Source organism: Microbacterium sp. MMO-113 (genome assembly GCF_037148555.1).
In the GTDB taxonomy this organism is placed as follows: Bacteria; Actinomycetota; Actinomycetes; order Actinomycetales; family Microbacteriaceae; genus Microbacterium.
On sequence record NZ_JBBCTD010000001.1, the window covers coordinates 884,987 to 907,525 of the forward strand.

General features: G+C 69.5%; 19 protein-coding genes, 1 tRNA gene and 1 pseudogene. 5 read left to right on the forward strand and 16 right to left on the reverse strand.

What is annotated here, in order from left to right; all coding sequences use genetic code 11:
• Positions 1-25 precede the first annotated feature (25 nt).
• On the forward strand, positions 26-2,383 hold the full coding sequence (locus WFJ36_RS04255; RefSeq protein WP_071328599.1) for an ATP-binding cassette domain-containing protein: 2,358 nt from the start codon (positions 26-28) through the stop codon (positions 2,381-2,383).
• A gap of 120 nt (positions 2,384-2,503) precedes the next feature.
• Here the strand turns inward: WFJ36_RS04255 and WFJ36_RS04260 are convergent, their stop codons facing one another.
• The 4 genes from WFJ36_RS04260 to WFJ36_RS04275 all read right to left on the reverse strand — a co-directional run bounded on the left by WFJ36_RS04260 (position 2,504) and on the right by WFJ36_RS04275 (position 5,993).
• A complete protein-coding gene (locus tag WFJ36_RS04260) occupies positions 2,504-3,904 on the reverse strand; it encodes an ornithine carbamoyltransferase (protein ID WP_336642711.1) in 1,401 nt (466 codons plus the stop codon).
• Positions 3,905-4,017: 113 nt separating this feature from the next.
• Positions 4,018-4,524, reverse strand: coding sequence for a hypothetical protein (locus tag WFJ36_RS04265; protein ID WP_336642712.1), 507 nt, complete (start codon positions 4,522-4,524; stop codon positions 4,018-4,020).
• Between the two features lie 34 nt (positions 4,525-4,558).
• Entirely contained in the window at positions 4,559-5,578 is a 1,020-nt protein-coding gene (locus tag WFJ36_RS04270; protein ID WP_336642713.1) for a GNAT family N-acetyltransferase, read from the reverse strand.
• A gap of 46 nt (positions 5,579-5,624) precedes the next feature.
• On the reverse strand, positions 5,625-5,993 hold the full coding sequence (locus WFJ36_RS04275; protein WP_336642714.1) for a VOC family protein: 369 nt from the start codon (positions 5,991-5,993) through the stop codon (positions 5,625-5,627).
• A gap of 54 nt (positions 5,994-6,047) precedes the next feature.
• Between WFJ36_RS04275 and WFJ36_RS04280 the strand changes: the two genes are divergently transcribed.
• Positions 6,048-7,373 (forward strand): MFS transporter, encoded by a 1,326-nt coding sequence (locus WFJ36_RS04280; protein ID WP_071328602.1) that lies wholly within the window; start codon positions 6,048-6,050, stop codon positions 7,371-7,373.
• 523 nt (positions 7,374-7,896) lie between these two features.
• Positions 7,897-8,379 (forward strand): DUF4232 domain-containing protein, encoded by a 483-nt coding sequence (locus WFJ36_RS04285; protein WP_292789812.1) that lies wholly within the window; start codon positions 7,897-7,899, stop codon positions 8,377-8,379.
• Positions 8,380-8,394: 15 nt separating this feature from the next.
• On the opposite strand, the gene WFJ36_RS04290 is transcribed toward WFJ36_RS04285, so the two are convergent.
• The 7 genes and pseudogenes from WFJ36_RS04290 to polA all read right to left on the reverse strand — a co-directional run bounded on the left by WFJ36_RS04290 (position 8,395) and on the right by polA (position 17,658).
• On the reverse strand, positions 8,395-9,207 hold the full coding sequence (locus WFJ36_RS04290; RefSeq protein WP_292789629.1) for an arginase family protein: 813 nt from the start codon (positions 9,205-9,207) through the stop codon (positions 8,395-8,397).
• 57 nt (positions 9,208-9,264) lie between these two features.
• Positions 9,265-10,010: pseudogene (locus tag WFJ36_RS04295) on the reverse strand (formylglycine-generating enzyme family protein).
• 19 nt (positions 10,011-10,029) lie between these two features.
• On the reverse strand, positions 10,030-10,785 hold the full coding sequence (locus WFJ36_RS04300) for an SGNH/GDSL hydrolase family protein (RefSeq protein ID WP_292789633.1): 756 nt from the start codon (positions 10,783-10,785) through the stop codon (positions 10,030-10,032).
• A gap of 28 nt (positions 10,786-10,813) precedes the next feature.
• The gene (locus WFJ36_RS04305) at positions 10,814-12,166 is read right to left on the reverse strand and encodes an MFS transporter (protein ID WP_071328607.1); all 1,353 of its coding nucleotides are present in this window, start codon (positions 12,164-12,166) and stop codon (positions 10,814-10,816) included.
• Positions 12,167-12,218: 52 nt separating this feature from the next.
• Positions 12,219-13,253, reverse strand: coding sequence for an LLM class flavin-dependent oxidoreductase (locus WFJ36_RS04310; protein ID WP_062634549.1), 1,035 nt, complete (start codon positions 13,251-13,253; stop codon positions 12,219-12,221).
• A 55-nt stretch (positions 13,254-13,308) separates the two neighbouring features.
• Positions 13,309-14,985 carry a DUF885 domain-containing protein gene (locus WFJ36_RS04315; protein WP_336642715.1) on the reverse strand — a complete coding sequence of 559 codons (1,677 nt, stop codon included), beginning with the start codon at positions 14,983-14,985 and terminating at the stop codon, positions 13,309-13,311.
• 39 nt (positions 14,986-15,024) lie between these two features.
• On the reverse strand, positions 15,025-17,658 hold the full coding sequence (gene polA, locus WFJ36_RS04320) for a DNA polymerase I (protein ID WP_336642716.1): 2,634 nt from the start codon (positions 17,656-17,658) through the stop codon (positions 15,025-15,027).
• 45 nt (positions 17,659-17,703) lie between these two features.
• Here polA and WFJ36_RS04325 point away from each other — a divergent pair, with 45 nt between their 5' ends.
• On the forward strand, positions 17,704-18,132 hold the full coding sequence (locus WFJ36_RS04325) for a hotdog fold thioesterase (protein ID WP_336642717.1): 429 nt from the start codon (positions 17,704-17,706) through the stop codon (positions 18,130-18,132).
• On the opposite strand, the gene WFJ36_RS04330 is transcribed toward WFJ36_RS04325, so the two are convergent.
• Together WFJ36_RS04330 and WFJ36_RS04335 are read right to left on the reverse strand one after the other, a co-directional pair.
• Positions 18,107-18,670, reverse strand: a complete 564-nt coding sequence (locus tag WFJ36_RS04330) for a GNAT family N-acetyltransferase (protein ID WP_085607522.1) — start codon at positions 18,668-18,670, stop codon at positions 18,107-18,109. The genes WFJ36_RS04325 and WFJ36_RS04330 overlap by 26 nt on opposite strands.
• Before the next feature lie 8 nt (positions 18,671-18,678).
• A complete protein-coding gene (locus tag WFJ36_RS04335) occupies positions 18,679-19,296 on the reverse strand; it encodes an ANTAR domain-containing response regulator (protein ID WP_025103469.1) in 618 nt (205 codons plus the stop codon).
• A gap of 100 nt (positions 19,297-19,396) precedes the next feature.
• Here WFJ36_RS04335 and WFJ36_RS04340 point away from each other — a divergent pair.
• Positions 19,397-19,482, forward strand: a tRNA-Leu gene (locus WFJ36_RS04340).
• Positions 19,483-19,504: 22 nt separating this feature from the next.
• On the opposite strand, the gene WFJ36_RS04345 is transcribed toward WFJ36_RS04340, so the two are convergent.
• The 3 genes from WFJ36_RS04345 to pyk all read right to left on the reverse strand — a co-directional run bounded on the left by WFJ36_RS04345 (position 19,505) and on the right by pyk (position 22,520).
• Entirely contained in the window at positions 19,505-20,215 is a 711-nt protein-coding gene (locus WFJ36_RS04345; RefSeq protein ID WP_292789648.1) for an esterase/lipase family protein, read from the reverse strand.
• Positions 20,155-20,961 carry an alpha/beta fold hydrolase gene (locus WFJ36_RS04350; protein ID WP_336642718.1) on the reverse strand — a complete coding sequence of 269 codons (807 nt, stop codon included), beginning with the start codon at positions 20,959-20,961 and terminating at the stop codon, positions 20,155-20,157. The genes WFJ36_RS04345 and WFJ36_RS04350 overlap by 61 nt, the downstream gene beginning before the upstream one ends.
• A 110-nt stretch (positions 20,962-21,071) precedes the next feature.
• Positions 21,072-22,520, reverse strand: a complete 1,449-nt coding sequence (pyk, locus tag WFJ36_RS04355; RefSeq protein WP_025103472.1) for a pyruvate kinase — start codon at positions 22,518-22,520, stop codon at positions 21,072-21,074.
• Positions 22,521-22,539: the final 19 nt, after the last annotated feature.

Here is a 22,539-nt window from a genome sequence, read left to right on the forward strand (position 1 = left end):
GCCCCACCACCACGAAGGACGCCGCATGACCGCTGCTGAGCACCCCGCGGACACCCACGACCTCATCCGCGTCCAGGGCGCGCGAGAGAACAACCTCAAGGACGTGAGCGTCGACATCCCGAAGCGACGTCTGACGGTCTTCACCGGAGTCTCCGGGTCGGGGAAGAGCTCTCTCGTCTTCGACACGATCGCCGCCGAGTCGCGTCGGATGATCGACGAGACGTACAGCGCGTTCGTGCAGGGGTTCATGCCGTCTGTGCCGCGGCCCGACGTCGACGTGCTGGAAGGGCTCACCACGGCGATCATCGTGGACCAGGAGCGTCTCGGCGCGAACCCGCGGTCGACCGTCGGCACCGTGACGGATGCCAACGCCATGCTCCGCATCCTGTTCAGCAAGCTGGGCCAGCCCTACATCGGCGGCCCGACGGCGTTCTCCTTCAACATCCCGACGCAGAAGGCCAGCGGCGTCATGACCGGGCCGGGTGGCGAGAAGAAGATCGTGAAGGACGCGATCTACCTCGGCGGCATGTGCCCGCGCTGCGAGGGCAGGGGAGTGGTGTCCGACCTCGACCTGTCGCAGATCGTCGATGAGTCGAAGTCCCTCGACGAGGGCGCGATCATGGTGCCCGGGTACACCGCCGACGGCTGGATGGTGAAGGGGTTCTCGCAGTCCGGGTTCTATCCGGGGGACAAGCCCATCTCGTCGTTCACAGAAAAGCAGCGTCACCTCTTCCTCTACGGAGAGGTCACGAAGGTCAAGATCTCCGGCATCAACATGACCTACGAGGGCCTGATCCCGAAGATCACGAAGTCCATGCTCTCGAAGGACCTCGACGCGCTCCAGCCGCACATCCGCGCGTTCGTCGAGCGCGTTGCCACCTTCGCGGTGTGCCCGGAGTGCGACGGCACCCGGCTCACCGAGGGCGCACGGTCGTCGAAGATCGACGGCGTGAGCATCGCCGACGCGTGCCGCATGCAGGTGACGGATCTCGCCACGTGGGTCCGCGGCCTGGATCTCCCGGGAGCCGGGCCGCTGCTCCAGGCGCTGAGTGCCAACCTCGACGCCTTCGTGACCCTCGGCCTGGGGTATCTGAGCCTGGATCGACCGTCGGGCACGCTGTCCGGGGGAGAGGCGCAGCGGATCAAGATGCTGCGCCATCTCGGCTCCTCGTTGACTGACGTCACGTATGTCTTCGACGAGCCGACGATCGGGCTGCACCCGCACGACATCGAGCGGATGAACGGCCTGCTGCTCCGCCTTCGCGACAAGGGGAACACGGTGCTCGTCGTCGAGCACAAGCCGGAGACCATCATGATCGGCGACCATGTCGTGGATCTGGGTCCGGGTGCCGGAAGCGCCGGGGGAGAGGTCTGCTATCAGGGGAGCGTCAAGGGTCTCACGGCCAGTGGAACGCTGACGGGGCAGCACCTCGACGACCGTGCACAGCTCAAGGACGCCGTGCGTGACCGCACCGGCGCGATCGAGGTGCGCGGCGCATCCACGAACAACCTCCAGAACGTGGACGTCGACATCCCGACCGGCGTCCTGACCGTCGTCACCGGTGTCGCCGGCTCCGGTAAGAGCTCGCTCATCCACGGTTCGGTGACCGGACGCGAGGGCGTGGTGGCGATCGATCAATCCGCCATCAAGGGCTCACGTCGCAGCAACCCCGCGACCTACACGGGGCTGCTCGAGCCCATCCGCAAGGCCTTCGCGAAGGCGAACGGCGTGAAGCCCGCCCTGTTCAGCGCGAACTCCGAGGGCGCCTGTCCTACGTGCAAGGGTGCCGGTGTCATCATCACCGAGCTCGGGTTCATGGACACGATCGAGACACCCTGTGAGGACTGCGGTGGTAAGCGCTTCCAGGCGGCGGTGCTGGAGTACAAGCTCGGCGGGAAGGACATCACCGAGGTGCTCGACCTTCCGGTGTCTGAAGCCCGTGTGTTCTTCAGCGAGGGTGACGCGAAGCTCCCGGCTGCGGCCGCCATCCTCGGACGCCTGGAAGACGTGGGGCTCGGCTACCTGTCGCTCGGACAGCCGTTGTCGACTCTGTCGGGCGGTGAGCGCCAGCGCATCAAGCTCGCGATCCAGATGGGTGAGAAGGGCGACGTCTACGTGCTGGACGAGCCGACGACGGGTCTGCATCTCGCCGACGTCGACACGATCCTCGGTCTGCTGGATCGACTTGTCGATGCTGGCAAGACGGTGGTCGTGATCGAGCATCATCAGGCCGTCATGGCACACGCCGACTGGATCATCGACGTCGGACCGGGAGCCGGCCATGACGGCGGTCGCATCGTGTTCGAGGGAACGCCCGCCGAGCTCGTCGCAGACGGGTCGACGCTGACGGGCGAACATCTCGCTGCGTACGTCAACGCATGACCGAGGGCCGCGGTGGCGACTTTCCCGCCCTCTCTCGTCCCGCAGATCCCTGATACGGATTATCCGATAATGCACATTATGTCAGCTTGAGAACAGAACGCTACCGCGACCATCTCCCCGTCATCCCTCGAACGCCCACCCCATGATCGCCTGCTGCACGCTCTTCAGGTGACGTTTGAACTCGTAGCCCACGAACGCGGGATGGTTGGCGGCAGCGACCGAAACCTCACGCCCGCGGACGAACGGCGGGCACGGCGCGAAACGAACACCGTCAGGGGCGCTGTCCAGGAGATCCGCAGTGATCCGATAGGGCGCCATGGCCGCACTGTGCTCCCCCGGCCCATCTGTGATGATCACGTCGGCCTCCTGCACGGCATCGCTGAGATCCTCCTTCCACGGCAGCGCGGGTGTGCGGACCTTCTCCGGGCAGGCCTGCACGACATCGATTCCGAACGCCCGATGGGCTTCCTCCCAGGCTCGAGCGATGTTGCCGTCTGGTCCCACTACGAGGACTCGGAGTGAGCGGACATCCGTCTCGCGCGAGAGCGCGAAGAGATCGGACAGCACCTCGCAGGGGTGGTTCGCGTCGGTCATCGCGTTGACCACCGGGAGAATCCCAGGGGCAGCCAGCTCACGAAGCACTTGGAGATCGGCATGCCGGACGACGAGGAGTTCGACCCACGCTGACAGGTATCCGACGATGTCAACCGCGTCCTCGACGGTGTCGAGCGCCTCCGGAGGGAAGACGATCGGCTGCAAACCCATCTCCGCAGCGCCGCGTTCGAACGAGACACGCGTCCGCAGGCTCGAGGAAGGGAAGAACAGCGCGGCCGCGCCGTCCCTCCTCGCTAGGGTTCCCGCTTCGATCCGCGCGGCGCGCGCGAAGATCTCCCTCAGATCGTCCCAGGTGAGTTCGGTCAATGAGAGAAGGTGGCGCACTCCCCTGTTGTCGCGGACGGCTCCAGCCTCATGACGTCGTGAAGATCTCTTGCGCCCGCGCAACGATGTCTTCCACTCGCGCTTGGAGGAACGGGCCGGGACACTCCGTTCCCGACCACGTCTCCTGGTGGGTGATGACGTGTACTCCGGGGCTCCGGTGAAATCGAGCGTCTCCACCGCCACGGACCGCCAGTTCCAGTCCGCGCCGGTGGACGACGGCTTCGCTCCCGGGCGGATGGTCTCGATGACCGAGCCGTCGTGCCGAAGATCGAAGGTGGGAGCCGATGATCTCCTGTTGCAGCGGGAGAAGAAGTCCAACTGATCCGTTGTCGTGCCGGTGTGGTGGATGATGAAGCGGTCGATGACCGGACTCACGGTTCGACGTTCGCTGCCCGCGATGCCCCGGTCTGCGCGAACCGTGGGGTGGGCGCAGTCGTCGAAACCGAGCGGTACCTCGAGACCTGTGACCGCGCGGTCGTAGACCGGCTCGTACTCGGACAGTCCTCGGGGGTTGTCGGGGCGTCCGGTGACGTCTGCCTCTCCCCCGGAGCTCGTGGAGAGCCAGATGCCGACGCCGGTCACCGCGACGCCGGTTCCGGCAGCGATGAGGAATCCCCGCCGCGTGTGCGTCGGGACGTGCTCATCGGCGTCCCGTGCTCCCGGGCCCTCCGGATGCTGACCCTCCCTGCCCGTGCTCACGCGGCCTGGTCGTCGTCTCGGGGTGCGCGGAACCCACCCCGCCGGCGTCGCCGTGGCCAGACGAAATGCGCGACCGAGAAGGCGAGGACCGACCACGAGATGACGAACACCCACCACGCGAGTGCCGCTCCCCCGCTAACGCTCGCCAGCACGACCGACACGATGCAGGCGCCGAGTCCGACGACGACCCCGACGACGGTGAGCTCGCCGTGGGCGAGCCACCGCGCGCGCAGCGCCGAGACGAGGCGAAGGGGCAGACCGATCACCAGCGCGGTGACGATCGACACGACGGATAGCACGACGGCGATGATGCTCGCCCCGGTGAAGGACGTCACCCCGTCGTACTCTTCCGCAGCTCCGAGCGCGAGGAAGAAAGCCACGATGAACAGGAAAAAGCCACCGACGAAGAACTGGCCGAGGATGAGCGAGGCGGTCGAGTCGTCGGCTCCCCGGAACCCCCCGCGTTTCCGCAGGTCTGCAGGGATGCGGCGAGGGGAGGTCATGTCGCGATCCTACGAGATGGGATGCGCGCGTCGGTCACAATGATCGGCGGAACGTGATCATCGGCTCGCCCCCGAGCGGATGATCCGCCGGGCCCGAAGCGGCCCGAAACCCGAGGGCCTCGTACAGGCGGACGGCTGGGTTCCCTCGACGCACGGCCAACTCCATCGCCGACCGCCCTCGTCGCCGGGAAGAGTCGATGGCATCGGTCAACAACGCCCGCCCGATCCCCTGCCCGGTCTTCCCCGGTGCGACCGCGATTCGCTCCAGCACCGCCGTCATCGGCTCGCCGACTTTCCCGACAGTCACCGCGAACCCCGAAAAGGGATGGTCGACGATGGCGAACCTGATGAGCGGACGACCGAAGACGCCACGTGTCCTTTCGCCGACCGCGTGGCTGTCGACTTCTCCGTCTCGTGCGAGGAGAGCACGGACCCACAGTTGGACACATCGGTCCACATCGTCAGGGAGCGTGCCGCTCACGATGACCCCGTCCGGCACCGCCGCCACCCTCCCCTCGGCGCGGGAACTCTGGCTGAGCGTCCTGACGGTCAGGATGTTTCGACCGTGGACGGAGGACGGGCGTTCCCGTCCGGATTCGACGAAGCCGAGCTTCTCGAGCACGCGCCGGGACGGGAGGTTCCATTCCCAGACGCCGGCCCAGACGCGGCCGATTCCCACCCCAGCTGCCCATGCCACGACAGCCTGGGCAGCTTCGGTGGCATGCCCCCGATTGTGCTCGGCACGGAGCAGCTCGAACGCGAGCTCCGGCTCATCGCCCACGCCGTCACCGCCGTAGACGAGACCGCAGTACCCGATCGGATCCCCGGTGTCGGTCCGTTCCACGGTGAGCAGCGACGACTTCTCGGCATCGCGGATCTGCGCTCGGATGTCGTCCACGTCGGGGCGACCGTCCGGGTCGAGCCGCCGGTGCGCGGGGACTCGTTCGTCACGTTCGGTCCACAGGTGCCGGAACACGGTAGCGTCCTCGATCGCCTGCCTGCGCAGGCGGAGGCGCGACGTCTCCATCTCCGGGATGCGGGGCGGGTGGCTCATCCTCGCAGTCTGGCACTCATCCGCCCCGCGCTGTGTTCTGCAGCGCCTAGTGGGAGGACCAGACGCCGAGCTCGTTGCCGCTCGGGTCGGCGAAGTGAAGGCGCCGGCCACCGGGGAACGCATACGGCTCCTGCAGGATCCGGCCGCCTGCGTCCTGGATCGTCTCCCTCGTCGCATCGAGATCGTCGGAGTAGAGCAGCATGAGCGGACCGCCGACGGGTCGCGGTGCGTCCGCGAGCAGGAGCCCGCCGACCTCGCTCCCGTCTCCGCGGGGCGAGAGGATGCCTGCATAGCCAGGGCCGTAGTCCTGGAAGCTCCACCCGAAGGCGGTGGCGAAGAAGCGTTTCGCCACGTCGAGATCCGTGACGACGAGCTCGACATAGTCGAGGGCGTGGTGCTGCGAGGAGGCTGTCATGCGGGCACTCTAGCCACGGCGTCGGACATCGCCGGTCAGGAGTAGCGTGGAAGGGTGCCTCAGGTCTCCCACTCGCCCGTCTCCACGCCGGGGTGGCGGGCCTGGGCGATCTGGTCCGTCGGCGTCGCGGCCTACGTGCTCGCCATCACCAACCGCACATCTCTGGGCGCGGTCGGTGTCGAGGCCGCCGACCGGTTCCAGGCGGACGCCTCCACGCTCGCGCTGTTCGCGGTCGTGCAGCTCGCCGTCTACGGGGGGATGCAGATCCCGGTGGGAGTCCTCCTCGATCGCTTCGGATCCCGTCCGATCATCACGGCGGGGATGCTGCTCATGGCGGCCGGACAGCTCACCATGGCCCTGTCCCCCAGCATCGGCATCGCGATCGTCGCGCGTGTCCTCCTCGGAGCCGGTGACGCCGCGGTCTTCCCCGCCGTGCTGCGACTCGTCGCCACGTGGTTCCCCGCGCAGCGCGGCCCCGTCATGGTCCAGTTCACCGGGATCATCGGGCAGGCCGGACAGCTGATCGCGCTGGTGCCGGTCGCCGCCCTGCTGCACGCCACCACCTGGTCGATCACGTTCGGCAGCATCGCCGGTCTCGGCCTGCTCTTCACGATCCTCGTGTGGCTCATCGTGCGCAACAACCCCGCGGAGAGCGGTCCCGACGTGTCGGTGAACACGGACACCGGAGTCGTGCGTGTCGTGACGTCGGCGATCGACACGGGCGTCGGCATCCGGGCGGCCTGGGCGCATCCCGGCACACGGCTCGCGTTCTGGTCGCACTTCACCACCCCGTTCGCCGGCACGGTGTTCGTGCTGCTGTGGGGCATGCCGTTCCTCACGGCCGGCGAGGGCCTGACCACCGCCCACGCGGCGGGGATCATCTCGATCTACGTGGTCGCGGGCATGATCCTCGGCCCGATCATCGGCGATCTCTCCCGCCGCCTGCCGAACCACCGCTCCCTCGCCCTCGTCCTCCCCGCCGTCGGTGTGCAGATGGCCGCGTGGATCGCGGTAATCGCCCTCCCCGGCCCCGCCCCGGACTGGCTGCTCTGGGTCCTCGCGATCGCTCTGGCGACCGGGGGCCCCGCGTCGATGATAGCCTTCGACCACGCGCGCACGCACAATCCCGTGCATCGCCTCAGCACGGCCACCGGCGTGACGAACGCGGGCGGCTTCATCGCGGCCCTGATCGCCGTGTTCGTGATCGGTCTCCTCCTCGACGCCCAGGGCGCCGGCACCCCGGACACCTACACGCTCGGCGCGTTCCGTGTCGCGTTCCTCACTCTGATCCCGCTCTGGGTCCTCGGAGTCGTGTTCATCCTGATCGAACGCAAGCGGACGCGGATCCGCATGGGGCTGGATCCCGAGCGGCGTCGCTGAGCGCCCATAGGATGAGGCTTGGCCTCCGCTCCCCCGTCGACCGCCGCCCTCCCGCGCGCCCGAGACGGCCGCACGAGGCCGCCGTTGACGGCGGGACTGCTCGCCGGACTGATCCTCGGCGCACTGGGGATCGTCTCCGGCGCCATCGCCCGACTGACCGGTTCCGACATCGTGCTGACGCGGTTGCTGAGCTTCGCCGGTATCGGATCGCTGCAGAGTCATGCCTGGCTGCTCCCCGGTGCGTGGGGCGTCCTCGTGCTAACGGTGACGGCCGCCGTCCTGTGCAGCGTCGTCTGGGTCGCGGGACGGGGTGCGCAGGGCGTCGGCCGGGCACCCGCGGTCGTCGAGTCCGCGCCGGACACCGCCTACTGGGGATTCGCCTGGGGCTGGATCCCCGCCTGGGCGTTCTCGCGCAGGGCCGGTGAGGAATCTGCGCGGCGGTGGTCCCCGCGCCTTCTCGGCGTCACCGTCGCGAGCGTGGTCGCTCTCGTCGTCGTCGGGAGCCTTCGTCGATCCGGCGGCCGTGGGCGATCCGGTACCGGAGCGGGCCCCGGGGGCCTCGACTCCCCAACTCCCCGCGGACGCCTGCACTCCCGACCGGGCCACGCTGCTACTCGGAACGGCCGACGGGGCCACGGGGCACCGTGCCCAGAGCATCCGTCTGATGAACATCAGCGAGGAGCCGTGCGTGGTCGAGGGGTATCCCGACATCGCCTTCGCCGACCAGAACGGGCATGCGCTCGACGTCGAGGTGCGACCCGGTTCGTCCTTCCTGGCCACCGACCCCGGCTCCGCGCCCGTCACCGTGCTGCCCCAGGGCGAGGCGACCGCGGTGATCGGATGGGACGCGAATGCCACGGACGGCGCTCTCGTGGCGCGTGCGTTGCACGCCTCGCTGCTCCCCGGGTACGACCGCGGTTCGTGGCCGGTCGAACTCGACATCGTGTCGGGCTCCGAGGTCGCGATCACCGCCTGGCACCTCGGCGCCGCACCCGCCGCGCCGTGACGGCACTCCGCGCCGTCAGCGCAGCAGGTGCTGGACCGTCTCCACGATCAACTCGACGCTGACGCGCTCCGGCACCTCCGCGTCGCCCGCCTCGAACTCGGCGAGCTCCACGCCGCGGACGTCCGCGGCCGGGATCGCGGCGAACAGCGCGGCCACCTGGTGCGGCAGCAGACCGTCGCCGACCCGATAGGCCGCGGGGATGTAGCCGGGCTCCAGGACGTCCCAGTCGACATGGATCCACACCGGTCGCCCGGCGATGAGAGCGCTCAGTCGCTCCGGCGTGCTCTCCGCGGGGCTGAGGACGGTCACTCCCGCGCCGGCGAGGAGCTCTCCCTCGGCGGGGTCGATGTCGCGGCCGCCGACGACGATGACCTGCCGCGGGTCGATGCCCGCCCCGTGGCCGCTGTCCCACAGCCCGCAGGCGGCGGCGAGGACCATGCCGCCGAGGTAGCCGGAGTCGGTGGTGTCCGGCGTGTTGAAGTCGCCATGCGCATCGATCCAGAGCACCACCGCGTCGGGGTGGTGCTCGGCGACGCTCGGCAGCGTTCCGAGGCTCGCCGCACACGTGTTCGTCACGAGGAGCGGCGTCGTCTCCCCCATGATCGCCTCCTGCACCGCGGCACGGAGGCCCGTGAGCGTGTCCGAGGCCTCGGGCAGCGCGACCGACCAGTCGTCGAGCCGACCGGGCTCCGGAGTGCCGACCACGACGGGCTCCCGCCGGAGGAGCGAGGACAGGGCGTCGGCGACGCGGCGCGCCCCGACGAGGGCTCCGTCCGTGCGGTCGGCGACGCGACCCTGGTTGAGGATGAGCGCGAAGGGCCTGGTCATCCGCTCAGTCTCCCACCCGGCACAGATCACGGCCAAAACCGCCGCACCCGGCCTGCACTAACGCCGGCGCGGCGTCCATCCCGACGGGAGCCCTCCGTCGACGAAGGCGCGGTCCCTGTCCGCTGCTGCCGACCAGCCCTGCGCCTCCTCCTCGGTGTCGAAGGCGCCGCGGGCCACGCGGAAGCCGACGTCCTCGTGGTGCATGCGCGGCGCTCCCCCACGGCGGACCGAGGCGCGGACGCTCCAGGCGTCGTCGGCGAACCCGCCGCCCCGGAAGACCCGGTAGTCGTCGTACCGCGCGGGGTCGAGGAGGTCCCAGCACCATTCCCACACGTTCCCGAGCGTGTCGAAGAGCCCGTGCAGGTTCGGGAGCTTCCCGCCCACGTCCTGCGGCGTGCCGACTCCGTCGGCAGCCGTCCAGGCGGCCTCCGCCAGCGGCGCGTAATGCGGCCCGGTGGAACCGGCGCGGCAGGCGTACTCCCACTCGGCCTCGGTCGGCAGGCGGTAGCCGTCCGCTGTAGTGTCCCAGGCCACATCCTCACCCTCGAAGTGGTAGACGGGATCGAGCCCCTCCACTCCGAGGCGGCGTTGCAGAAGTGGATGGCCCGCAGCCAGCTCACGTCGGCGACCGGGCGACGAGGATGCCGTGACGGGGTGCCCAGGACCTCGGTGACCTGTTCTTCGGTCACCGGGAAGACACCGAGGGCGAAGGGTTCGAGTTCCACGGTGCGGCGCGTGCGTCGCCGGGCGTCGTGCAGCGTCACCGTGCCGGCGGCGAGACGGACGAGCTCGATATCGCTCATGCGCGGGGTACGGCGACGCTCACGCCGGAGTCCGTTCGACCCAGGTGGGGTACTTCGCTGCGCGGCCGTCTCCCGACGAGGTCCTCGTCACGCGTCGACGCACCCAGGGCCCGACGAACTCCCGGTAGTAGGCCAAACCCGCGGGGCCGGCGGTCCAGCGATCGAGCGGCGCCCACCAGGCTGCCGGCGGCTCGAAGCCGAGTCCGTGCAGCACGCGGGCCGCGACGCGATGGTGTCCGGCCGCGTTCATGTGAAGCCGGTCCTCCGACCAGTACGCGGGCTTCGAGAGCTCCGTGTCCGGCCAGTTGAGGGCGCGGATCACGTCGGGGCGGTCCTCGATCCGCCGCAGGACCGCCTCGGAGAGCAGGTCGCCCCGGCGCTGCACGAGGGAGCCCATCGGAAGCTGCCCGCTGGGGTTGGCGCCGGAGAGCAGGATCATCGTCACCCCCTCTTCGTCGCACCGTCGCAGGACCCGGCTGAACGCATCGGCGATGTGCTCCACGTCGGTCCGCGGCCGCAGCATGTCGTTGCCGCCACCGTTGAACGACAGGTGCGTGGGACGCAGGGCCAGCGCTGGTTCGAGCTGCTCCTCGACGATCGGCCAGGCCAGCTTCCCCCGGATCGCCAGGTTCGCGTACTGGATGGTGTGCCCCGCGGCATCCGCCCACCCCTGCGCGGCGATGTCGGCCCAGCCGCGCTCGCGCCCATCGGGGAGCACATCGCCCACGCCTTCGGTGAAGGAGTCGCCTATCGCGACGAAACGTACATCAGCCACGCGCCCAGCCTATTCCCGGTCCCGGACGTCACCGGTCGTCCAGCGCCGCTCCGCTCCGGTCGACGAGTCCCCACGCGGCGGCCGCCGCGACGAGGAAGCAGGCCGCGAACACGACGAACAGCAGAGGAGCGCCGCCGGCGACGAGGAGGACAGGAACGGCGAGGGGCGCCACGATGGAGGCGATGCGTCCGACCCCCGCGGCCCAGCCCGCCCCGGTGCCGCGCAGCGAGGTCGGGTAGATCTCAGGCGTCACCGCGTACAGCGCGCCCCACGCGCCGAGGGTGAAGAACGACAGGGCCATGCCGGCGCCGATGATCATCGGCACGGTCGTGGCGGTGCCGAAGACGACGGCCGAGGCGGTCGCCCCCAGGAGGAAGACCGACAGCGTGATGCGTCGTCCCCACACCTCGATGAGCCAGGCCGCCACGGCGTAGCCCGGGAGCTGCGCGAGCGTGATGATGAGGGTGAAGCCGAACGAACGGACGAGGTCGAATCCGGCGTCGACGAGGATGCTGGGGATCCAGATGAAGGCCCCGTAGTAGGCGAAGTTCACAGCCAGCCACACGAGCCAGAGGCAGGCCGTCCGCACCCGGAACTCCGCGTTCCAGAGGGTCGTGAGCCGGGCCCGCGCCGTCTTCGCGATCGCCCGCGACGCCGGCTCCTTCCGAAGAGGCGGGGTGTACTCGACCCCCGCATCGGCTTCGAACGCCGCCACGATGCGATCGGCTTCCGCGATGCGTCCGCGGGACGCCAGCCAGCGCGGCGACTCGGGCAGACCCCACCGCACGACGAGCGCGTAGACCGCGGGGATCGCGCCGAGTGCGAAGGCCCACCGCCAGCCTGCCTCGGAGGCGGGGATGACGAAGTACCCGATGAGCGCGGAGGCGGTCCAGCCGACGGCCCAGAACGCTTCCAGGATGACGATCAGCCGTCCCCGGATGCGCGCGGGGGCGAACTCGCTCACGTAGGTCGAGGCGACCGGCAGCTCCGCCCCGAGCCCGAGGCCGACGAAGAAACGCAGCACGAGCAGGGCCGCCACTGACCCGACCAGAGCACTCGCTCCGGTGGCCACGCCGTAGATGAGCAGCGTGAGGGCGAACACCTGCCGGCGGCCGAAGCGGTCAGCGAGAAGACCGCCGAGGGTCGCACCGACCGCCATGCCGACGAAGCCGAGCGAGGCGATCCAGCCGGCCTCCCCCTTGGAGATGCCCCACTGCTGTGTGAGCGCCGCGATGATGAAGGAGATGAGCCCCACGTCCATCGCGTCCAGGGCCCAGCCCACGCCGGACCCGGTGAGCAGGCGCAGGTGTCGGCGGGTGAACGGAAGGACGTCGAGGCGCTCGGCGAGCGACGTGCGGCTCGGCAGGGCGGTATCGGCCATGATTCTCATCGTAGGGCCGTCCCGTCCCGCCGAGCCGCGAGATGACGCCGGCTCAGTCGCGGTCGGCGAGGAGCTTCCGCACCCGAGGGATCACCTCGGTGCCGTACAGCTCGATGCTGCGCATCATCGACTCGTGCGAGAGGGTGCCCGTCGCGTACTTGAGGTCGAAGCGGCCGAGCCCGAGGGTCGTGATCGTGTCGGCGATCTTCGCCGCCACACGCTCGGGCGAGCCGGCATAGAGGGAGCCCTCGGGACCGATGTCGTTCTGGAACCGCGCACGGCTGTAGGGCGGCCAGCCGCGCTCACGACCGATGGTGTTGTTCATCGCCTCGAAGCCCGGGTAGGCCTCGTCCCATGCCTCCGCGTCGGTGGGCGCGATGTGACCGGGCGAGTGCACGGCCACCGGGTGCGCCGTCGTCCCGAAGGAGGCGACCGAGCGGTGGTACAGGTCGACGAACGGCTTGAACCGCCCGGCCGGGCCGCCGATGATCGCCAGCATCAGGCCGAGACCGTGACGCGCGACACGCACGACGGACTCAGGACTCCCGCCGACGCCGACCCACGTGCGCAGACCCTTCTCGGTCTTCGGGAACACGTCCGCGTTGTCGAGCGACGGCCGCAGCGACCCAGACCACGTCACGGGCTCCTCCTTGAGGAGCTCGACGAACAGCTCCAGCTTCTCCTCGAAGAGCCGGTCGTAATCGCGCAGGTCGTAGCCGAACAGCGGGAAGGACTCGATGAACGAACCGCGCCCGAGCACGACCTCCGCCCGCCCTCCGGACAGGGCGTCGAGGGTCGAGAAACGCTCGAACACGCGCACCGGGTCGTCCGAGGACAGGACGGTCACGGCGGTGCCCAGCCGGATCCGCTCGGTACGGGCGGCGATCGCCGCGAGCACCATCTCCGGTGAGGACACCGCGAACTCGCGCCGATGGTGCTCCCCCACGCCGAAGAAGTCCACGCCGACGGTATCGGCCAGCTCCGCCTGGGCGACGACGTTCCGGATGGTCTGCGCGCCGCTGAGCAGCTCGCCGTCCTGATCCCGGGTGATGTCGCCGAACGTGTCCAGCCCGAATTCGATGTCCATGTCACACCTTCCTATTCAGGTGAATGGAACGCGCGGACTCGAGCCGGCATTCCCGTCACCGAGGGAGCAGCGCGCTCCGCAGCGTGTCCAGTCCGACGCCGCCCAGATCGAGGGCGCGCTTGTGGAAGCCCTTGAAGCTGAACGCGTCGCCCTCCGCCTGCTGGACGGCGTCGCGGACCTGCTCCCAGATGCGCTGACCGACCTTGTACGACGGCGCCTGACCCGGCCAGCCGAGGTACCGGTTGACCTCGAACTGCACGAACTGGTCCGACATGTTGACGTTGCGACGGAGGAAGTCGAGCGCGTAGTCGGCATCCCAGACGCCGTCACCGTCGAGACGGGGCTTGCCGAGGTGCACGCCGATGTCGAGGACCACGCGCGCCGCCCGCATCCGCTGCCCGTCCAGCATGCCGAGGCGATCCGCCGGGTCGTCCAGGTAACCGAGCTGCTCCATCAGTCGCTCCGCATACAGCGCCCAGCCCTCCGCGTGGCCGGAGGTGCCGGCGAGCAGCCGTCGCCACGAGTTGAGCTCGGCGCGGTTGTACACGGCCTGGGCGATCTGCAGGTGATGCCCCGGCACACCCTCGTGGTACACGGTGGTGAGCTCGCGCCACGTGTCGAACTCGGTGACGCCCTCGGGGACCGACCACCACATGCGGCCGGGGCGCGAGAAGTCGTCGGTGGGGCCGGTGTAGTAGATCCCGCCCTCCTGCGTCGGCGCGATCATGCACTCCAGGGTGCGGATGGCCTCCGGGATGTCGAAGTGCGAGGCGCCGAGCTCGGCGACCGCGCGGTCGCTGGTCTCCTGCATCCACCGCTGAAGCGCCTCGGTGCCGACGAGCTTGCGGGCGGGGTCGGACTCCAGATGCGCGACGGCCTCTTCGACGGAGGCGCCGGGGAGGATCTCGTTCGCGATCGCCGTCTGCTCGGCCACCATGCGGGCGAGCTCCTCCCGGCCCCACTCGTAGGTCTCGTCGAGGTCGATGGTGGCGCCGAGGAATCGGCGAGAGTTGAGGGCGTACAGTTCGCGCCCCACGGCGTCCGTCTCACCGGCCTCGGGTGCGAGCTCCTCGGCCAGGAAGCGCCGCAGCTCGCCGTAGGCGACTCGGGCGGCCGCGGAGTTGTCGGCCAGCGTGCGGGCGAGCGAGGCGGGAAGCTGTCCCTCCTGCGGGTCGGCGTGCGCGACGAAGGCGGCGAAGAACCCGTCGTCGGCGATGTAGCGGTCGATCTGTGTCGCGACCTCCGCGACCTGGCGGCGCGCGGGAGTAACCCCCTCGGCGATGCCCAGGCGGAGCGTCTCGATGTACCCGCGCAACGCCGCGGGCACGGCGGAGAGTCGGGTGGAGACGACCTCCCAGTCCTCGACCGTCGCGGTGGGCATCAGGTCGAAGGCGGAGCGGACGTCCTGCGCGGCGGAGGCGATGACGTTCAGATCGCGCAGGTGCCACTTCGCGTCGTGCAGCTCGAGGTCGAGGCGGAGCTCGGCGCTGAGGTCGGTCTTGGTGACCTCGTCGATCGCGTCGACGGGCTCCAGCGCCGAGAGCTTGTCGAGCGTGGCCCGCGTCGCCGCGGCGATCTCCTCATGACCTTCCGGGCTCAGATCGCCGAACCGGTCGTTGACCTCGGAGCGGCCGATGTAGGTGCCGAGAGTCGGCGCCAGGACGGCGATCGTGTCGACCCATTCATCGGCGACGCTGTCGATGGCGGAGGGGGTGCGGGGTGCTGAAGTCATACCTTCCAGCCTAATCCCCGCCCCCGGCGGCCACCGGGATCAGTGCGCGGCTTCGTTCCAGTCCCGACCGCGGCCCACCTGCACGTCGAGCGGCACGGAGAGCTGAGCGGCATCCCCCATCCGCGTGCGGACGATCTGCTCCACCGCATCCCACTCCCCTGCCGCGACCTCGACGACGAGTTCGTCGTGGATCTGCAGCAGCACCCGCGACTCCAGCTTCGCGGCGTGGAGGTCGTCGTGGATGTGGAACAGCGCGATCTTCATGATGTCGGCCGCGCTCCCCTGGATCGGGGCGTTCAGCGCCGCACGCTCGGCGTTCTCCCGCAGCACACGGTTGGGGCTCGCGAGGTCGGGGAACGGCCGCCGACGCCCGAAGATCGTCTCGGTGTAGCCGACCTCCTTCGCCTTCATCACCGAGGCCCGCAGGTAGTCGCGGACCGCGCCGAACCGCGCGAAGTACTCCACCATGAGCTGCTTGGCCTCGGACTGCTCAATGCGCAGCTGCTTGGACAGCCCGAACGCGGAGAGGCCGTAGACGAGGCCGTACGACATCGCCTTCACCTTGGTGCGCATCGCCGGCGTGACCTCGGAGGGATCGACCCCGAACACGCGGGCGCCGACGAAGCGGTGCAGGTCTTCACCGCTGTTGAAGGCCTCGATCAGTCCCTCGTCGCCCGAGAGGTGCGCCATGATGCGCATCTCGATCTGCGAGTAGTCGGCGGTGAGCAGGGTCTCGTACCCCTCGCCGACCTCGAAGGCGCTGCGGATGCGCCGCGACTCCTCGGTGCGGACCGGGATGTTCTGGAGGTTCGGGTCGGTGCTCGACAGGCGCCCCGTCTGACTGCCGGTCTGCACATAGGTCGTGTGCACCCGGTGGTCTTCGCGGATCGCGGTGTCGAGGGACTCGATGATCTGCCGCAGCTTCGTCGCCTCACGGTGCTGCAGCAGCAGGCTCAGGAACGGGTGCGGGTGCGACTCCTGGAGGTCGGCGAGCACTGCGGCATCTGTCGAGTACCCGGTCTTCGTCTTGCGCGTCTTCGGAAGCTGCAGGTCTTCGAACAGCACCTCCTGGAGCTGTTTCGGGGACCCGAGGTTGAACTCGCGACCGACGACCGCGAACGCCTCCTGGGCCAGGGCATCCGCCCGCGTCGCGAGCTCCGCCGAGAACGTCGACAGCACCTCGTGCGACACGGCGACGCCCGCGAGCTCCATGTCGGCGAGCGTGCGGAGCGTCGGCAGCTCGATGTCGCGGAGCACCGCATCCACCGGCTCCGGCAGATCGTTCCGCAGCGCCTCGGCCACGCGCAGGATGAACCACGCCTCCTGCGACGGGGTGGCGCCCTCGGTCTCCGGCACGAGTTGCGACGGATCAGCCTCGGGGAGCTTCTCCCCCAGGTAGCGCTGGACGAGGTCGGACAGCGTCTTGTCCGGGAAGCTGGGGCGCAGCAGCCAGCCCGCGAGACTCGTGTCGTAGGCGAGCCCGCCCAGACGGATGCCCTGACGGAGCAGCGCCTTCACCTGCGGCTTGGCATCGTGCAGCACCTTCGGCGCGTCGGACTCCAGCCACGTACGCAGCGCCGCGGCCGCCTCCTCCGACCAGTCGAGCTCGCGCAGCTCGCTCCCGGTGGCGACGCCGACGCGCACGGGCGCCCCGGACCGCACCACGACCCGGAGCGCGACGTCTCCGTCCTGCGCCGCGGCCCAGGTGGCCAGATCCGGGGCGGAGACCTGTGCCGGCGTGGGCATCTCGACGACGGAGGCCGGGTCGTCGGCGACCTCGCCCGCACCGACGGCTTCGAAGACCCGCGGCAGCAGCGTCCGGAACTCCAGCCGGGCGAAGATGTCGCGGACGGCCTCGGCGTCGATCGGGGCGACCGCGAGGTCGGCCGGTGCGACCGGCAGCTCCACGTCGGTGAGCAGGCGGTTGAGCTTGCGGTTGCGGCGGACGTCTTCGATGTGGTCGCGGAGGTTGCCGCCGACCACGCCCTTGATCTCACCGGCACGCTCGAGCAGCTCGTCGAGGGAGCCGAACTGCGTGAGCCACTTGACGGCCGTCTTCTCCCCCACCTTCGGCACGCCGGGGAGGTTGTCGCTGGTCTCACCCACGAGGGCGGCGATGTCGGGGTACTGCTCGGGACGGACGCCGTAGCGCTCCTGCACGGTCGCCGGGTCATAGCGCTTGAGCTGCGAGACACCCTGCACGGACGGATACAGCAGCGTGACGTCGTCGGTGACGAGCTGGATGGTGTCGCGGTCTCCCGAGACCACGAGCACGTCGTAGCCCTGGGCCGCCCCCTGCGTGGAGAGGGTGGCGAGGATGTCGTCGGCCTCGATGCCCTCCTGCGTCAGCACGGGGATCGACATGGCGGCGAGGCAGTCCTGCAGCAGCGGGATCTGGCCCTTGAACTCCTGCGGCGTCTCGGACCGGGTGGCCTTGTACTCCGGGTACTCGTCGGTGCGGAACGAGTGACGGGAGGTGTCGAACGCGATCGCGAGGTGCGTGGGCTGCTCGGCCTTGATCAGGTTGACCAGCATGGACAGGAACCCGTAGATGGCGTTCGTGTGCTGGTTGTCCTTGGTGGTGAAGTTGTCGACCGGGAGGGCGAAGAAGGCCCGGTAGGCGAGCGAGTGGCCGTCGACGACCATGAGGGTAGGCTTTGCGGAGTCCGTCACCCTGTCAGCCTAACGAGGAGCACGGACACCCGCAGAGGAGGATGCATGAGCGAGGTCGCCACCAGCGAAGGACTCGAGTGGGCGGCCGCCCGCGGCATGGGTGCGCTGGCCGAGAAGATGGGCATGGAGTTCGTCGAGTTCGGCGTCGATCGGTGCGTGGCGACGATGCCGGTGGAGGGCAACACCCAGCCGGTCGGTCTCATGCACGGCGGCGCCTACGTCGTGCTCGGCGAATCGCTCGGCTCGATGGCGGCCAACCTGCACGCGGGCGCCGGCCGCCTCGCTGTCGGCGTCGACATCAACGCCACACACACCCGGTCGGCCACCTCGGGCGTGGTCACCGGAGTCTGTACGCCCGTGCACCTGGGCCGGAGCATCACGGTGCACGAGATCGTCGTGACCGACGATCAGGGCCGGCGCTGCTCGACGATCCGCATCACCAACATGATCAAGGACGCTCCCGCCGCGGGCTGAGCGGCTCCTCCAGCAGCAGCTGGAACAGGATGTGGTCCTGCCACTCCCCCGCGATCCGCAGGTACTTCGGGGCGATGCCGATGCGCTCGAAGCCGGTGGCGGCGAGGACCCGCTGCGAGGCGACGTTGTGCAGCAGCGTCGACGCCTGGAGGCGGTGCAGCCGCAGCTCGTCCCGCGCGTGCTCCGCCACGAGGGCGACCGCGCGCCCGGCGAGCCCGCGGCGCAGTCGGGTGGAATCGATCCAGTACCCGAGATCGGCGCTCCAGAACGCACCGCGCACGATGGTGTTGAGGTTGACCCGGCCGCGGATCTCGCCGTCGTCCGAGAGGATCACGAACCGGGAGCTCCGGCCGAGGGCGGCTTCCGCGACGCACTGCTGTGCGTTCTGCTCCTGCCAGTCCTCGGTGAAGAACGCCTCGGAGCGCTCCGGCTCCCACGGGGCGAGGTGCTCTCTGTTCGCGAGGTACGCGCGCGCGAGCGCCGCACCGTCGCCGGCGCGGACCGGCCGCAGAACGTGCTCTGCGTCCAGCCGGAGCACCGGATGCCCTACTTCTTGGGAGCGAGCTGTTCGATGATCGCCTTGGCGACGTCCTGCATCGTCAGGCGACGGTCCATCGACGCCTTCTGGATCCAGCGGAACGCCTCGGGCTCGCTCAGGCCCATCTTCTCGTTGAGCAGGCCCTTGGCCCGATCGACGAGCTTGCGGGTCTCGAAGCGCTCGACCATGTCGGCGACCTCGGCCTCGAGGGTGATGATCTGCTCGTGGCGGGCCAGGGCGATCTCGATCGCGGGGAGGAGGTCGTTCGGGGTGAAGGGCTTCACGACGTAGGCCAGGGCTCCGGCCTCGCTCGCCCGCTCCACGAGCTCCTTCTGGCTGAACGCGGTCAGCAGCACGACGGGGGCGATGTTGCCCTTGTGGAGCTTCTCGGCAGCGCTGATGCCGTCGAGCTGGGGCATCTTCACGTCCATGATGACGAGGTCGGGACGCAGCTCGGTGGCGAGTGCCACCGCCGTCTCGCCGTCGCCGGCCTCGCCGACGACATCGAAGCCGTTGTCGCGGAGGATCTCGACGATGTCGAGACGGATCAGCGATTCGTCTTCGGCGACGACGACGCGTCGGGGTGCGGATGCCGTGGGCTGCTCAGCCTGTTCTTGCTCGGTCACCCCTCCATCCTAACGGAGAGGCCCCCGCCGCCGGCTGAAGACGGCGGGCGCGCGGGGAACCGTCCGTCGTCTGCGCTACAGTCGAAGTCGCGAGACACGGGCCGGCGTGGCGGAATGGCAGACGCGGAGCACTCAAAATGCTTTGTCCGAGAGGGCGTGTGGGTTCGAGTCCCACCGCCGGCACCAGTATCGCGAGCCCCTCGCCCCGTCACTCGGTGAGGGCGGCGAGTTCGGCCATCACGCGGGGGTGGGCGAGGATGCGGAAGTGTCCGCCCGTCTCCAGGACGACGTTCTTGGCACCGGGCAGCTCGCTCCCCTCCGGGATGTGCGGATCGAACGCGGCGTAGATCGAGACGATGCGCGCGTTCACGTCGAGCTCCCGCCCCAGCGCGACGATCGAGGGGTCGTCGGGCGCGAACGCCCGCAGCACCCGACCGGGCAGGAGCCGCGCATATCGGGAGCCGCCGAACGGCGTCGCGATGGCGAGCATGCCGCGGATCCGCGCACCCTCCGGGCCGGTCATCACCAGCTTCCCGGCGAGACCGCCCTTGCTGTGGGCGACGAGGAACACGCCGGAGAGGTCGTGCGCGCGCAGGTAGTCGGCCACCTGATCGGCCTCATCCTGCACCGGGAACTGGTTGCGGCGCAGCGCATCCACGACATGGACCGGATGACCCCTCTCGTGCAGCGCGACGATGAGCGGCTCCAGGAAGCGCCAGGTCTCGTAGACACCGGCGAGCACCACGATGGGGGCGCGGTCTCCGGTGGCGAAGTCGTCCGCCTGGTCACGGCCGAAGAACGAGCGGACCTGCCAGAACCCCGCGTAGGCGTAGTCCGCAGCCCACCAGCCCAGGATCCTCAGGACGCTGATCGTGCCCTCCCCCGTCGGATGGGTGCGGCCGGCACCGCCGTCGGCCATGCTCCCGTCGTGTGGGCCAGGATCGCGGACGCCACCGCCCGGGGCGCGGACTGCTGCGCGACATGATGATGACCGGGGATCTCCACCAATCGCGAGACGGCCGCCGCGTCGCGCAGCCGCCGGCACCACGCGCGTCCGGCGATCGGATCGTCGCTCCCCCGGACGACGAGCACCGGCATGGTCAGAGCCGCAACCCTCTCCTCCAGGGGATACGCGAGCATGTGCCGGACCTGACCGAGATACCACCACACGCCGCAGCGCAGATAGTCGGTGAAGACGACGGCGTTGATCGCAGGGGTCTCACCGAACGTATCGAGGGCTAGTGCCAGGGCCTGGGCGCGGAGAGTCCGGTGGGCGTCATCGGCGACGGGACCGATCGTCACGACGGTCCGGACGTACTCGGGATGCCGCAGCGCCGTCTCCACGGCCCACTGCACGCCCATCGAGTGCCCGACGAGCACGACCCTGTCGTCGTCGAGGCTCGCCACCACCTGAGCCAGGCCCGCCGCCATCTGCGGGATGGAGACGTCGAACCGGGGCTTCGGCAGGCCGCCGAAGCCCGGCAGGTCGACGGAGACCACCCGGGTCGTATCGGCGAGCACGGCGTGCAGCCGCGACAGGTACCGGTGCGACATCCCGATCCCGTGCACGAGGACCACGGTCGGAGCGGTGCTGCCGGCGGGTCGCGGACTCTCCAGGATGCGGAACGTCAGCCCGGAGGTGACGAGGAGACGACGGAGGACCATGGCAGCACGCTAACCGAGACCGCCGCCCCGGCCGAGAGGCTTGACGCCCCGGCCCGGAGATGACAGAGAGGGGCGAGGCCGAAGCCCCACCCCTCTCGGAACGCCCTGCGTCAGACGCCGGCCTTGTAGATCGGCGCGGCGCCACGGAGCGCATCGCCGACCTTGTGCACGCGCAGGTCGTTCGTGGATCCGATGATCCCGGGAGGGGAACCGGAGATGACGACGACCTTGTCCCCCTCGACGGCGAGGCCGTTCCCGAGGAGGTACTCGTCGACCTGGTGGTACATGAGGTCGGTGTGCTGCACCATGTCAACGAGGGTGGAGCGCAGGCCCCAGGTGAGCGCCATCCGACGACGGATGCCCGGCTCCGGCGTGAAGGCCAGCATCGGGATGCGGGAGCGCAGGCGGGACAGACGGCGCGCCGAGTCGCCCGACTGCGTGAAGACGCACAGGAACTTGGCGTCCACGAACTCCGCGACCTCGAGGGCCGCGAGCGTGATGGCCCCACCCTGCGTGCGCGGCTTCGTGGTGAGCGGCAGGATGCGCTCCAGACCGTGCTCCTCCGTCGACTCGATGATCCGGGCCATCGTCTCGACGACGACGACCGGGTAGTCGCCCACGCTGGTCTCGCCGGAGAGCATGACCGCGTCGGCACCGTCGAGGACGGCGTTGGCGACGTCGGAGGTCTCGGCGCGGGTCGGCACCGGGCTGTTGATCATCGACTCGAGCATCTGCGTCGCCACGATCACGGGCTTGGCGTTGCGACGGGCCAGCTCGACGGCGCGCTTCTGCACGATCGGGACGGCTTCGAGCGGCAGCTCCACGCCGAGGTCGCCACGGGCGACCATGATGCCGTCGAACGCGTCGACGATCTCTTCGAGCGCGTCGACGGCCTGCGGCTTCTCGATCTTGGCGATGACCGGGACGCGGACGCCCTCCTCCGCCATGATCTCGTGCACGCGGGTCACGTCCGAGGCGTTGCGCACGAACGACAGCGCGATGAGGTCGGCACCGGTCCGGAGGCCCCAGCGGAGGTCCTCCTCGTCCTTCTCGCTGAGCGCGGGGACGTTGACGGCGACGCCGGGCAGGTTGATGCCCTTGTTGTTCGAGACGGCGCCGGCGACGACGACACGCGTGGTGACCGTCACGCCGTCGGTCTCGACGACCTCGACGCGCACCTTGCCGTCGTCGATCAGCAGGAAGTCGCCGGGCTTGACGTCCTGAGGAAGCCCCTTGAACGTCGTGCCGCAGATCTCCTTGTTGCCGATGATGTCCTCGGTGGTGATCTTGAAGATGTCGCCCTTGGCGAGCTCGTACGGGCCGTCCTCGAAGCGGCCCAGACGGATCTTCGGACCCTGGAGGTCCACGAGGATGGCGACGGCACGACCGGAGTCCTCCGCCGCACGGCGCACGTTCGCGTAGTTGTTCTCGTGCACGGAGTAGTCACCGTGGCTGAGGTTCAGTCGGGCGACGTCCACACCCGCATCGATCAGTGCGCGCACCGTCTCATACGTGGAAGTGGCGGGGCCCAGGGTGGCGACGATTTTCGCGCGTCTCAACATGTCTCCAGGGTAGAAG

Bases quoted from the DNA above. Each gene is read 5' to 3' on its own strand.
- WFJ36_RS04255 (WP_071328599.1), top strand. From the start codon at position 26: ATGACCGCTGCTGAGCACCCCGCGGACACCCACGACCTCATCCGCGTC.
- WFJ36_RS04265 (WP_336642712.1), bottom strand. From the start codon at position 4,524: ATGACCTCCCCTCGCCGCATCCCTGCAGACCTGCGGAAACGCGGGGGG.
- WFJ36_RS04270 (WP_336642713.1), bottom strand. From the start codon at position 5,578: ATGAGCCACCCGCCCCGCATCCCGGAGATGGAGACGTCGCGCCTCCGC.
- WFJ36_RS04275 (WP_336642714.1), bottom strand. From the start codon at position 5,993: ATGACAGCCTCCTCGCAGCACCACGCCCTCGACTATGTCGAGCTCGTC.
- WFJ36_RS04290 (WP_292789629.1), bottom strand. From the start codon at position 9,207: ATGACCAGGCCCTTCGCGCTCATCCTCAACCAGGGTCGCGTCGCCGAC.
- WFJ36_RS04305 (WP_071328607.1), bottom strand. From the start codon at position 12,166: ATGGCCGATACCGCCCTGCCGAGCCGCACGTCGCTCGCCGAGCGCCTC.
- WFJ36_RS04310 (WP_062634549.1), bottom strand. From the start codon at position 13,253: ATGGACATCGAATTCGGGCTGGACACGTTCGGCGACATCACCCGGGAT.
- WFJ36_RS04315 (WP_336642715.1), bottom strand. From the start codon at position 14,985: ATGACTTCAGCACCCCGCACCCCCTCCGCCATCGACAGCGTCGCCGAT.
- WFJ36_RS04325 (WP_336642717.1), top strand. From the start codon at position 17,704: ATGAGCGAGGTCGCCACCAGCGAAGGACTCGAGTGGGCGGCCGCCCGC.
- WFJ36_RS04345 (WP_292789648.1), bottom strand. From the start codon at position 20,215: ATGGCCGACGGCGGTGCCGGCCGCACCCATCCGACGGGGGAGGGCACG.
- WFJ36_RS04350 (WP_336642718.1), bottom strand. From the start codon at position 20,961: ATGGTCCTCCGTCGTCTCCTCGTCACCTCCGGGCTGACGTTCCGCATC.